The 13,302-nt window shown below is 45.1% G+C and carries 11 protein-coding genes and 1 pseudogene; all 12 read left to right on the top strand.

Annotated features, from left to right (window positions below):
• Positions 1-333 (top strand): group II intron maturase-specific domain-containing protein (locus KKC1_RS06910; protein WP_272946661.1); only part of this gene is annotated, 333 nt, incomplete at its 5' end.
• 358 nt (positions 334-691) lie between these two features.
• Positions 692-868: pseudogene (locus KKC1_RS17435) on the top strand (IS5/IS1182 family transposase); the annotation flags it as partial.
• A gap of 495 nt (positions 869-1,363) precedes the next feature.
• Positions 1,364-2,953 (top strand): DNA polymerase/3'-5' exonuclease PolX, encoded by a 1,590-nt coding sequence (locus KKC1_RS06905; protein ID WP_088553748.1) that lies wholly within the window; start codon positions 1,364-1,366, stop codon positions 2,951-2,953.
• 25 nt (positions 2,954-2,978) lie between these two features.
• Positions 2,979-3,665, top strand: coding sequence for a phosphate signaling complex protein PhoU (gene phoU, locus KKC1_RS06900; RefSeq protein ID WP_088553747.1), 687 nt, complete (start codon positions 2,979-2,981; stop codon positions 3,663-3,665).
• 18 nt (positions 3,666-3,683) lie between these two features.
• Positions 3,684-5,294, top strand: a complete 1,611-nt coding sequence (locus tag KKC1_RS06895) for a Na/Pi cotransporter family protein (protein ID WP_088553746.1) — start codon at positions 3,684-3,686, stop codon at positions 5,292-5,294.
• Between the two features lie 736 nt (positions 5,295-6,030).
• The gene (locus tag KKC1_RS17430) at positions 6,031-6,210 is read left to right on the top strand and encodes a substrate-binding domain-containing protein (protein WP_088553744.1); all 180 of its coding nucleotides are present in this window, start codon (positions 6,031-6,033) and stop codon (positions 6,208-6,210) included.
• Positions 6,211-6,384: 174 nt separating this feature from the next.
• The gene (locus KKC1_RS06880) at positions 6,385-7,800 is read left to right on the top strand and encodes a sugar ABC transporter substrate-binding protein (protein ID WP_088553743.1); all 1,416 of its coding nucleotides are present in this window, start codon (positions 6,385-6,387) and stop codon (positions 7,798-7,800) included.
• 132 nt (positions 7,801-7,932) lie between these two features.
• Complete coding sequence (locus KKC1_RS06875) at positions 7,933-8,823, top strand: carbohydrate ABC transporter permease (protein ID WP_428844931.1); 891 nt, start codon at positions 7,933-7,935, stop codon at positions 8,821-8,823.
• A gap of 13 nt (positions 8,824-8,836) precedes the next feature.
• Complete coding sequence (locus tag KKC1_RS06870; RefSeq protein ID WP_088553742.1) at positions 8,837-9,724, top strand: carbohydrate ABC transporter permease; 888 nt, start codon at positions 8,837-8,839, stop codon at positions 9,722-9,724.
• Between the two features lie 43 nt (positions 9,725-9,767).
• Complete coding sequence (locus tag KKC1_RS06865) at positions 9,768-10,856, top strand: ABC transporter ATP-binding protein (protein ID WP_088553741.1); 1,089 nt, start codon at positions 9,768-9,770, stop codon at positions 10,854-10,856.
• Between the two features lie 43 nt (positions 10,857-10,899).
• Positions 10,900-11,838: a sugar phosphate isomerase/epimerase family protein gene (locus tag KKC1_RS06860; RefSeq protein ID WP_192868121.1), complete on the top strand. Its 939-nt coding sequence runs from the start codon at positions 10,900-10,902 to the stop codon at positions 11,836-11,838.
• A gap of 321 nt (positions 11,839-12,159) precedes the next feature.
• A complete protein-coding gene (locus KKC1_RS06855; protein ID WP_088553739.1) occupies positions 12,160-13,173 on the top strand; it encodes a LacI family DNA-binding transcriptional regulator in 1,014 nt (337 codons plus the stop codon).
• The last annotated feature ends 129 nt before the right edge of the window (positions 13,174-13,302 follow it).

Genomic DNA, 13,302 nt, shown 5'->3' with positions numbered 1-13,302 from the left:
ATGGTCAGAAGGCTTAACCCCATCCTGCGGGGGTGGATTAACTACTTCCGCATAGCGAACTGTAAGAGAGTACTTCGCGAACTCATGGGATGGATACGCCGACGGCTAAGAATGAAGAAGATGCTGGAATGGAAAACCTGGAAGGCGCTTCATAAAGCCCTTCGGCGTCGAGGTTATAAGGGGGAATTTGAGAAAATATCCATGCGAAGATGGAGAAACTCAGCCAGTCCTCTCATCTCGATGGCCCTTCCAAACACCTGGTTTGACGAAATCGGTTTAATTAACCTCGAAAGATATGAGGTTGGCATCTTGCATCGTTATTATGAAAGCTAACGACTGAGGTTTACCAGGAGCCGTGTACGTGGCCCGTACGCACGGTTCTGTGAGAGGGACAGCGCTAGACTGATCACCTAGCGCTGCCCTACTCGATAATGGTATTTATGGCATTTATAACTAAGCATCTTTCATAATGTCAAAGCGAGTAATACCAAGGATTTTTAGGGGTAAAAAAAGGACTTCACCCCTAAATTGGTCGAATTGTACAAGTGGCCAAAAACAGAACCAAAGGAGTGAAGCCACTTGTATATTCGACAACAAATCCTGTTTTCCCTCGAAGATGTTTTAGAAATGTAATGCGAACATCGTTTGGCAAAGGTTTTTTCCACCCAGAAACTAGGTCTTACTTTACAACAAGCGAAAGGCGGTAGAACGATTATTTGGTCGATTAAAAGATAATTTGGGGCTAGAAACCGCGCTTAAAGTCCGTGGCATCAAGAAAGTAAAAGCTCATATAATTTTATGCTGTATAACCTTGGTTGCTGCAGTAATTGCGGTGAATACCCCGGTTAAAGCGCAAAAAGCTGCGTAAGCGAAGGATATTATCACTAGTCAATCAATTCACTTTTGCTAGGGGGTGATGTCTGCCTTTTTAGGAATTCCGTACGAACCATAGTAAAACTGTTTCAGATATTTGACTTAGATTTTAAAATTAGCTAGGTTAAGCTTACTGATAGCCTTTGTATCTTGTTAGAAAAACTTAATTAAAAGGACCTTAGAATAGTAAATATGCCATGTATGTCAGAACAAATGTTTTCAAAGACAAAAAGGTAATACATAACCCGCTTGTATATTATCTCCGGTTGATGGTTTAACGGCAAAGTGCGATAGGGAAAAGTAGCTAATCCTAGGATTCCGGGTGTTAAAATTAAGATCAAAAAGGAAGGAATTTTGAGAAATGTGTCGAATATAAGTCAAAACTCCGACAACGTTTTCATTAAATTTTTTATACTAAGAATTGAAAACGTTTGCAATATAATGATTGCATTAGATTGGTCGCTTAGTTAGCGGGAGGGAGTAATGTATCTTGCTTGAAAGTAACTTAGCGGACTTGTTGAAAGGGAAAGTAAAGGCTATGCTAGGTATCACAGGTACAGAGAAATTATCTTCTACCTCTGATGACATTTGGTCAACATACTTCACTCTGAGAAGGGAATTTCCCGACTGGCTTGAGGAGTTTTACGAAATGGCAGGGATGGGAGCTCAGATACCGAGAAAACTTTACCTGAAATTGGGTATCAATACTCGCAGTAAATTGGTAGATCTGCTGCGGGAGAGTGAGTACCGACTTTATTCGGGTGCAGGCGACTCCTCGGGTAAGGACCAATTACGCCGCGTGCTTCTTATGAGTAGACCTATAAACGGCAAGCTGATCCTGATGGCGGCCCGATACTACGCGGAAAAAATAAAACAGGCAATGCTCTTGTGTCAATCAGTGACGCAATTCAGTGAAGTTGGCAGCCTAAGGCGCGAAGAATTGTGGCATGATGACCTGGACTTCTTGGTGGCCACGCAGGAGCCGGACCGGACAACGACCTGGATAAAAAATCTACCGTTTCTTTATTCTGGATCTAAGGTGCGGAGGCGGGGGCGGGTAAAACAATTACAACTTATCCATTATAGTGGAGTTCCCATCCATTTTTACATAGTGTCACCGGCGGAATATCCATTCTACTTACAATTTTTGACCGGTCCAAAGGAGCACAATGAAGAACTGCAGGCGCGGTGTCCCGATTACGGTAGCGAGAGATTTATAACAAAAATCTCGGAAGAAAGAGAGGTTTATGAGAGGGCAGGAGTTGCATACGTTGAGCCGCCTATTCGGGCAAGAGGGATAGAAGCTGGAGTACCAACGGGCAGGTTAATTACTAGAGAGGATATTAAAGGAGATTTACATCTGCATTCTAACTGGAGCGATGGATTGGATGGGGTGCTACAGATGGCAGAGCAAGGCCAATCTATGGGCTACCAGTACATGGGTGTTTGCGATCACTCTCCTTTGCATGCTTCAGCAGGCGGTATTTCGCATGACAAGCTAGAGGAACAGATAGAATTTATTCGGAAGTGTCAAAACAAGGTGCGTATCCGATTATTGGCAGGATGCGAGGTAGATATCCGGGAAGACGGAAGCTTGGACCGACCCCTTAGCTTGCTGGAGAAACTTGATTTGGTTGTGGCCTCAATACACTATCCTTACAGCCAGGACAAAGAGACCATTACCAAGAGGATAATCCGGGCTCTGGATACCGGGCTGGTTGATATACTGGCGCATCCTACGGGTAAAAAATCTTTTGGCGGCCCGCCCTCATATCACGTAGATATGGAGGCGGTATTCAAGGCCGCTGTCCGTAACGAAACAGCGGTAGAAATCAACTGTTTTCCCGACCGGGATGATCTTTCAGCAGAACTGGCCTCTTTAGCACGAAAAATGCAGGTTAAGTTAGTGATTAACACCGATGCCCATCATCGGGGGCAGATGGATTTTATGTGGTTAGGTGTTTCTACTGCCAGAAGGGCTGGTTTGACTAGCAATGACGTACTTAATACAAGGGATTTTGAAAGCTTTTGGGTGGAATTAAAGAAAAGACGATTGAAGCGGCACCACCGTCTGGAATGAACCTTTAGTTGGGGGGGTGGTGACATTGATTAGACATATTAACGCCTACGACAGGGCGGTACAAAGTATCAAAGCCGACATCTTTCAAATGGGCAAGATGGTCAGCAACTCCTTGAAGAATGCTTTAGAAGCCTTGGCCCAGCAGGACATGGGATTGGCGCAAAAGGTCATTCTCGGAGACGATAAGATCGATGATATGGACTATGACATCGAAAACAAGGCCCTGGAATTGATAGCCCTGCAACAACCATCCACCAGAGATCTGCGGGTATTGTCCAGCGCCCTTCGCCTCACCAAAGAACTGGAACGGATTGGGGATTATGCAGTAAACATTGCCGAAACCGCCCGGATTTTAGCTGGTCAGAGAGAATATTTTAAACCTTTGATAGATATAGGCCGCATGGGAACACTTGCTATGTCCATGTTAGAAAAGGGGTTAGAGGCATATGTGGAAGGGGACCTGCAAAAAGCGAAAGAAGTGATGTTGGCTGATGACCGGGTTGATGAGTTGTTTAACCACCTGTTTACAGAACTTTTAAATATTATGAAAACCCGGGAGGAACATGTAGACCAGGCCATGTACCTTTCTTTAGTGGCCCGGTACCTGGAGCGCGTTGGGGACCACTCTGTAAACCTGGCTGAAATGGTTTTCTACATGATTAAGGGAGACCGCAGGCCTTTCCGGGGACATCGGCCCAGCCCGGCAGATTGAGAGAGGAGTTGAAGTAGCATGGAGATAGCAACAATATTAATAGGATTATTTGGTGGCCTTGGAATTTTCATCTATGGGATGAACATAACCTCGGAAGGATTGCAAAAAGTGGCTGCTCACCGAATGAAAACAGTGCTGGGCACCTTGACCAATAACCCGGTTTCAGGGGTATTGGTGGGGATTATTATTACCGTTTTACTGCAGAGTAGCAGTGCCACAACGGTTTTATTGGTGGGCTTCGTAAGCGCTTCCTTAATGAGTTTGGGTCAGGCCCTGGGCGTCATGCTGGGATCGGCTGTGGGAACAACCTTGACTGTCCAGTTAATCGCCTTTAAAGTCACCGACTATGCCCTTCTACTAGTTGGTATCGGGGTGGCTATGGGGCTGTTTTCTCGGAAACAAAAGTACAAGCACATCGGGCAAGCCATCCTGGGTTTTGGTTTTGTGTTTTACGGTATGAAGGTCATGGCTTCCGCTGTATACCCACTAAGGTCCTATCAGGCCTTTGTTGACATATTAGTCGGTCTTTCTGACAACCTGTTCCTGGCCTTGGTGGTTTCAGCGATATTTACAGCAATTATTCAAGGAAGTGCTGCCAGCATCGCCCTAATTATGACCCTTACCGTGCAAGGGGTCCTTGCATTGGAGACGGCTATTTCGATGACGCTGGGCGCCAATATTGGGACGACGGCCACTGGACTGTTAGCCAGTATCAAGTCATCCCGAGAGGCAAAAAGGGTTGCTGTTGCCCACTTGATTTTTAAACTAGCGGGAGCCTTAGTCTTTATGCCCTTTTTAGGACCTTTTAAGGCGCTTGTAGCAATGACTTCTGCCGATGCGGGGCGGCAGATAGCAAATAGCCATACGATATTTAACGTCATAAACATGTTGCTGTTCTTGCCGTTTACCGCCCGGTTGGCTGATTTCATGACATGGTTAATACCAGATGCAGAACAGGAGGAAAAAGTGGCCAAATTCTTAGATGAGAGGGTGCTGGATGTACCGGACCTAGCTCTTGAACAAACTAAAAATGAGATTTTAAGGATGGCTAAGCTCGTCCGGGAAGAGATGCTGGGAGAGGTAATGGAACTTCTGCGTACCGGGGACGAAAAGTTGATAGAAAGGATCAATGAAATGGAAAAAACGATTGACTTCTTATATTCGGCTGTTACCCGGTATTTGGTCAGCCTGGCCCAGCAAAACCTAATTAAAGACCAGTCCGAGCAGGAGGTTAAGCTGTTATATATTTGCAACGACCTGGAACACTTGGGAGATGTCATCATAGCTATTTCCCGAATTGCTCGAAAAATGAAACAGAGAGGGCTACAGATTCCGGAGGAAGGTTGGGGAGAACTTTCTGCCATGTACTGGCAAGTTGTAAATAACTTTAGTTTGGCTATAGAAGCGTTTGCCAACGACGACAAAAAGACCGCCAGTGACGTTATTAAAGCTCGACCAGAAACCCTACGGATGGAAAAATCGCTTAGGTATTCTCATTTCCAAAGGCTGACTAGCGATAAGAGGGACTTCCTGGAGATAAGTGCCGTTTACGAGGACCTCATCAATTACATGTTGCAGATTAATCACCACTCTGTAAGTATTGCTCAGGCAGTAATGGGAATTGTGTAGATATAAACAACTTTTTGAAAATTTAAGCAGGAAATTTGAATAAGATGTCGAAACATAAAAAGCAAACGTTTGTAAAATTTAAATTAACTTTAATGTATTAGTAAAGAGGGGCATGAGAGCTCATTAAGACCATTGTAGAATTGTGCGGGGCTTTTATTTATAGGATTACAGTTTCTCGTGTCTTTTTAGAAAAAGGGGACCATAAGCAAGCGGTAGTAGATAGAATGCTGCTGGTAACCAAAGAACTCAATTGCATCCGGAATACCCTGGCTGGGGCTATTAAGACTAAAAATACGGTAAATATTGACGTTGCATATGAGAAACACAGTCCTGTTATGTCACCTTCCTTTTAGGCACCAGTTCTGGAAGCGATTATTAAGTCTTACATGGAGTGGGGCTATGGATTGTTATTATGAATGATTCGGATATGGACACGCCCTCTGGCAAGATGTTGATGGAAAAAGGGTGAAGGGTGTAATCCTGGTCAATACCGTTGGCGAGAATGTCGTTCTCAGGTTCAAGGGGAGGGTATCCCTGCTGTTCTTGTTAACAATGTTTTAATGTTTTGGATCTAGAAGGTAAATGGTACATAATTACGGAAGATTACCAAGGGACCTATAAAACAACTATGCACCTATCCGTTTGGAAAAAGGCAATATGATGAGAGTGGACACCGGGCCATAAAGGAATTTCGTGAGGCTGTGGTTAGGCCTAGTGCGGTTTTTGCATCAGCCACATGATGACGATTGGGGCGATGAAGGCCATGTGGAAAGCGGGGCTCAATATCCCAGAAGATATTGCGGTGATGGGTTTTGATGATATTCAATTTGCGATTCTGGTTTACCCGGACCTTTCGAAGGTTCGTACGAGGAAAGACGAGATGGGTTCGCTGGCGATGAGACACTGCAAACGATAATCGACGGGAATGATATTTTGGCGAAAAAACGGTTTTGCTTACGGAGCTGGGGCCGAGGTTGGACCTAAACATACCATTTAAAAACCAAGACTGGAGGTGATAGCTCGGTATTATTCATTAGTACCAATTTTAAACAATGCAGACAGCAGGAAAAACGATAAAGGGGGATAGTTTATGACAAGGTTAAAATTCCTCGGAGTGGCAATCTTGTTGGTCGCTGGCGTATTTTTAAGCGGGTGCGGGCAACAGCAGGCAGGACAATCGGTTAAATCCGAACCTCAAAAGACGGAAACAGTAGTGATTAAGGTAGACTCCAAAGGCTCTCCCGCTGACAGCACCAGGGGCACAAATATTGCGGACGCAGCTAAAGAACTCAACCAACTCTTGGAGGCCAAAGGGGATAACAGGAGAGTTAAAGTTGAAGTGAACCACGTTTCTGCGGGTAGCGATGAAGAATATAATAAAAAGTTTATCTTGGCTTGGCAATCGGGTGGGGGTGCCGATATCCGGGCAATCAGCCATGCCGATGTGGCTATGATGGCCAAAGGGGGCTACATCCTCCCGTTGGATGATTTGCTAAGCAATTCTGAGTACGCCGACTTTGTTAAGGATATTTATCCCACGCTTTGGGAAGCGGCGAAATATGCCGGAAAGACGTGGGCGGTACCCCAGGATACTGAGTCTCGTCCGGTTTACTTCCGAAAAGACGCCCTAAGAAAAATGGGTTGGTCTGAGGATCAAATTAACCAGCTGCCCGAAAAAATTAAAAGGGGAGAGTTTACCCTGGCAGATATGACCGCCCTGGCGAAAGAAGCCGTGGAGAAAGGCGTCGTAAAGTATGGTATTTTCCACCGGCCGAGCAACGGGCCTTACTTTGTCATGCAAGTTTACAACTTTGGCGGGAAAATATACAACCCCGTCACCGACAAGCTGGTACTTGACAAGAAGGCGGTCTTAAAGACCCTCCAGTACCATTACGACCTGACCCAAAATGCCAAGGTCACGCCGGAAGGGATGACTTCCATGGAGTGGAGAATGCTGCATAAATCTTTTGTGGAAGGGGATGTTCTCTTCTGGTATGGAGGTACATGGCACTGGGGTGAATATCAGAAGGTTCCCTACCATGAAGAGTTAGGAGAGTTGACGGAAGAGTATATGTTCGAGAACATCGGATATGCCCTGGTTCCGGCTGCGGAGAAGGGCGGAAGACCCATCACCCTTTCTCAACCATGGGTTTATACCATTAACAGTAATACAAAATATCCGGACTTAGCCTTTGCGTTGATTGCTATTGCGTCAAAACCGGAATATAATGCCAAGCATGCCATTGAGTCGGGGCACCTGGCTATCAGCCCCTCTGTGGCCGAAAGCCCGACTTATCAGAGCAGCGAATTTCTGGCGGACGTCCAGTACCAGTTGGAGTACACTACTACCCAGCCCACCCATCCGGAATATGGTAAATTCAAGTCTGGTCTTTACAAAGCAATTCAGGCCGTGGAACTTGGTAAGCAAAAGCCGGAAGAGGCGCTCAATTGGCTAGAAGATCAGTTGAAAAATGACCTGGGGGACGCTCTGGAAGTAATTGAGTAGCAGTGAGATGTAGGGGGGACATCTCCCCCCGTTTTTTCTACCTAAATTAGTCACGGCAGAGGAGGTGCTTACGTGGAGTTACAAGACACTACGGTATTGGACGGCGTTGTCGGTAGAACAGGCAAATCAAGTATCCACCGGTTTGTTACTCTCTTGCCCTTTTTAGGTCCTTTTTTGGTGCTGATCATACTATTTTTCTTTGTACCCGTCCTATTGACTGCGATACTTTCGTTTACCGGGATGGATTACACGCTCCGTTGGAATTTTATTGGGGTGGAAAACTATTTAAGATTATTTCATGATGCAGTTATTTTGCAAGTGGCCTTGAACACCTTAAAATACGTTTTCTTCACTCTTATTTTCAATGTGGGGTTCGGCTTTGTTCTGGCGGTGATGACAACATATTTTGTCAAGAATGAAAATATTAGTCTAATTTTTCGTACAATCTGGTTGTTGCCAAGGATGACTCCTGCCGTTGTTTATGCCCTACTATGGATCTGGTTCTTGGATCCTACCGAGTACGGCATGCTAAACGCACTGATGTCTTTTCTGGCGGGGGCTCCACCACAAAACTGGTTACTGGAGCATCCCATGACGGTTGTGGTTCTGTCCAACGGCATGATCGGTGCCTCTCTTGGTATGGTAGTGTTTTCTGCTGCCATTAAGTCCATCCCCGATGATTACTATCGGGCAGCCATGGTGGATGGAGCTTCTGACTGGGCTATTATCAGGTACATTATCGTTCCTTTTTTAAAATGGCCTATCATGTTCATGACCATTTGGCAAACCCTTTCTTTACTTACCTCGTATGAATACATCCTTTTAATTACCGATGGCGGACCTTTGTATGAAAGTGAAGTTTGGTCCCTGTTGGCCTATCACAAAGCCTTTGCCAATTTTGAATTCGGCTATGGTGCTGCTATTTCCATGGTGCTGGTTATAATCGGTACAGCTATCACACTTTTAATGCTCAGGCTCTTTGGGTATCAGGACATGATTAACAAGGGAAGAATCAATATCTGAGGTGGGAAAAGTTATGAACAACGGGAAAACCGAAATCTACCTGAGGACTACGTGGATTGAAAAATTCCGGTTGCTGTTACCAAGATTGATTGTCTACGTGTTTTTGGTTTTAACCGCCCTGCCACTTGTTGTGGCCTATGCTTGGCTTTTGCTGAGTTCTTTTTCCGCGGAACAAGCCTTCGGGCTTATACCCAAAAATTTTACCTTGGAAAACTGGCGTTTCCTCTGGTCCCAGGTTCAGATCGGTACCAAAGTGTTTCAGAGTATCTGGCCCATTACGCTGAACACCATTTTGCTGGCAGGGAGTATAACTGTATTGGAGCTAATAATAAGTCTATTGGCCGGTTTTGCCCTTTCCAGGATAAATTTTGCTGGGAAGGATCTAATAATGAAAATGACCATCTTGCTACATGCTTTTCCCGGTGTGGCGCTGTTAATTGCTTTGTACTACGTGTTAAATGCGGTTGGGTTGCTGGACCGATTGATAGGGGTTGTTCTTGTCAAGGTTGCCTTGGAGTTGCCTATGGCTACATGGATGATAAAGGGATTTTTTGACGAAATCCCATGGGATGTTGAATGGGCTGCGTATGTAGATGGTTGTACACGGCTTCAGGCATGGTACAAGGTCATTCTTCCCCAATTGAAACCGGGTATTGCGGCGGTGGCTATTTTTGCTTTTCTTTCCGGTTGGTCTGAGTTCATTTACGCGTATACTTTCCTGTTTAGCGCGGAGAATTATACCTTATCCGTGTACTTGAAAAACCTCATCGGTGACTTCAAGTACCTGGACTATGGCCTGCTAACCGCATCGGCGCTATTTTACATGTTGCCGACGATAGTCTTTTTCCTACTATCCCAAAAGTCTCTGATGAAAGTTTCCTTCGGAGGGGTTAAGGGGTAGAAAGATGTAGGTCGATACAATCGTTTCACGGAGGCGATAAAAGATGAGGGTACAACTGGTTGACGTTACCAAAAAATTCGGGGGATTTATAGCAGTTGATAACTTGAACATGACCATCGAAGACGGAGAATTTGTTGCGCTGCTTGGCCCGAGTGGTTGCGGTAAAACTACTACCTTACTTATACTGGCGGGGATCTACAGGCCGAGTTCCGGACATGTGATATTTGACAACCGGATTGTCAACGATGTTCTGCCTAAAGACCGTAATTTGGGGATGTGTTTCCAAAGTTATGCTCTTTATCCCCATATGACCGTATTTGAAAACATTGCGTTTCCTCTTAAGCTTCGCAAGATTCCAAGGGGAGAAATCGTCAAAAAAGTTCGAAGAGCGGCTGAAGTGGTAGAAATTCAGCATTTATTAGATAGAAAACCGGCTCAACTATCGGGAGGGCAGCAGCAGCGGGTATCGCTGGCAAGGGCATTGGTCAAGGAGCCGGGATTGATGTTGCTGGATGAACCTCTGTCCAATTTGGATGCCCGGTTAAGGATTACTATGCGTGCTGAGATTAAAAGGTTGCAGAAGAATTTAGGCATCACTATGGTCTTTGTTACTCACGATCAGACGGAGGCCATGAGCATGGCTGATCGAATTGCCATTATGGATCAGGGGAGATTGCAGGACTACAGTACGCCAGAAGAGCTTTATAACAGGCCAAAAAATTTATTTATTGCCAATTTTATTGGTAACCCTCCTATGAATTTCGTTAATGTGACCTGTGTCCAGGAAGGGGGCAGTATGCACCTGCGCGGTCCCGGTATTAACCTGGAACTCCCGGACTATTTGGTGGAACGTATTGGCCGAAGGATTAGAACTCAGGATGTAGTACTTGGGGTGAGGCCGGAAGATATTACTTTAAGCGGAAGAGCAGAGAACTGTATTCAGGGAGAAATATATCTGACAGAACCATTGGGCAGAGATATGTTGGTAGACGTGCGATTTGGCAATGAGAGGTTCAAAGTGTTGGCTCCCCAGAAATTCCGGGGTCAAATTGGGGAACCAGTTAATATGTATTTAAAACTTGATAAGATACATTTGTTTGACAAAAAGGATGGCTTTAACTTGCTCTATTAGAGCTAACCAAATACTGCGAATCAAAAGGAAAGGGGTTCCCCCAATGAATATCAAGGGAATTGGTGTTAACGCGGACTCGTCAAGTATTGACGGCGACCTACATAGTCTAATAAGTCAGTTAGATTATTTTGCCGGACTAGGGATTGATTACGTAGAAATACCGGTCCATGGTCTAGATATAATTATGAATGGCCGCCTTAATAAGAAAACAGTTTCCGCAGTCAAAAAAATTCTTTGGAATTTCGATCTTAAATATACTGTGCACGCTCCTGACAAGGTTAACTTGATGGATCGAGATGACCCACTTACCCACCACATGGGGTTAGAGGCTACCATTCAATTTGCTGGTGAAATAGGAGCAGAAATAGTAGTGTATCACAGTAGCTATACCTATTTGAATAGAGATGTTGCGGTAGAAAATATAGCGCAGCACGGTGAGCCGACAGAAGACCAGCGATACTGCCAGTTGATGGAGGTTGAAATAAATAACTTGAGGCATATAGGTGAATATGCTTCAGCTGTTGGGGTAACCGTCGCAATCGAAAACAATTTTTTAAAGGGCAGCGGCAATCTATATACTTACGGGATTTACCCTGAAACCTTGCGTGACATCATCGTACAAGTCAATCATCCCAATGTAGGAATTTGTTATGATTTTGGCCACGGTTACCTTGCCGCCAAACAATACGGTTTTGACCTAATAGATGGAGTTGAGACAGTAGCGCCGTATCTGACCCACATCCATGTCCACGATAATTTCGGGAGAAGTGGGGTGGACTCCCGGAATATCGAGCGCATTCCTTTTGGTATTGGTGACCTTCACCTGCCGATAGGATGGGGCGAAATTCCTTACTCCAAAATACTTCCTAAGTTGAACAATTATACCGGAGTTTTTATGATGGAGATTCACCCGAGGTTTCATACGTATTTAGGTGAGATCATTAGGGATATCAGGAAGCAGCTGGCAACGTTGAAAAGTTAGGTGAGGTGTTGTTAATTATTCCCAAAATTGTATAGACCCAGTTTCGTTCATAAGTCTACAGTTTTTTGATGAGTTGTCCGAGGGTATTTTGCTGCTATCGAAGAGACTAGAGACATAGTGAGAAGCGTAATCCAAGGTGATAACAGGCATAGCACCGATAGCTTGATGATAAAAACCTTTGTAATGCTTTAGAGCTTCCATTGGTGTCTTTCCTTCCATATTGGAATCGAGGTCAGTTAAAAGATATTGACAGGATTCGTAAACGTTTGTACACTAAAAAGTGGTAACGTTTGCAAACTCTTTTATAAGGAGGAACGGTGCGTGACGGTAACCATCAAGGACATTGCGAAAAGAGCTGGTGTGTCCTATTCTACCGTCTCCCGCGCGCTGAATAACCGGCCGGAGGTTAATGAAAAAACTCGACGGGAGATTCAGAAGTTGGCTGAGGAAATGGGATACAGGCCCAACGCCATTGCTAGAGGGCTCGTAACTCAAAAGACTGGAACCCTGGGTCTGGTGATACCTGATATAACCAACCCCTTTTTCCCCGAAGTGGCCCGGGGTGCCGAAGAAGAAGCAGACAGGCGCGGATATAATGTTTTTCTTTGTAATACTGCCTGGGACTTGGAAAAGGAACAACGTTATCTAGAGGCTCTGGTAAGTAAGCGTGTGGATGGTATCATCCTTTCCTCGGCCAGTGAAGACAGCGAGTATGTAGCTAGGTTGGCCCGAAGCGGGCCTCCCCTGATACTAATCAACCGGGTATTGAAGCAGGTGAATACCAACTACGTGGTAATTGATAACATAAGGGGAGCTTACATGGTGGTAGAGCACCTGCTTGACTTGGGGCACAGGCGGATTGCGTATATCGGAGGGCCCGAGAAACTGGAACCAAGCCGGGAACGGTTTGAGGGTTACCGCCTAGCGCTGGCAGCAAGAGGGGTAGATATAGATCCCTTATTAGTCCGGTATGGTAAGTTTAAAAAAGAAGATGGTTACCGAAATGCGTGCGTACTTCTTGAAGATCCGGCGCTGCGACCCACGGCCATTTTTGCTGCCAACGACATCTTGGCTCTTGGAGTTATTCAAGCGGCCAGAGACTTGGGTTTGCAGGTGCCTGAACAACTGTCCGTAGTAGGCTTTGATGATATTCCCTTTGTGTCTTACGGCGAGATCCGGTTGACTACGGTGGCTCAGCCTAAGTATGCTATGGGCGAGATGGCGGCAAAGATTCTTTTGGACGAGATACAGAACGCCAGCAAGCAACAGAAGAAACACGTTGTTTTACAACCGGAGTTGGTGATACGCAACAGCAGCGGTCCACCGCTCCAGTAGCCAACGAAAAATTTTTACCATAGCTTGCAAATGTTTGCAAGCTCAAAACTAATAATAAGCATTCCTGTAATAAAGTGAGATAAGAGTTGCCAAATAAAAAACCTCCTGGTAAAAGTAATAAAGAAACAA

This window comes from Calderihabitans maritimus (assembly GCF_002207765.1).
GTDB classification, from domain to species: domain Bacteria; phylum Bacillota; class KKC1; order Calderihabitantales; family Calderihabitantaceae; genus Calderihabitans; species Calderihabitans maritimus.
Note: the sequence above shows the minus strand (reverse complement) of the source record. Positions and strands in the feature narration are given on the sequence as shown.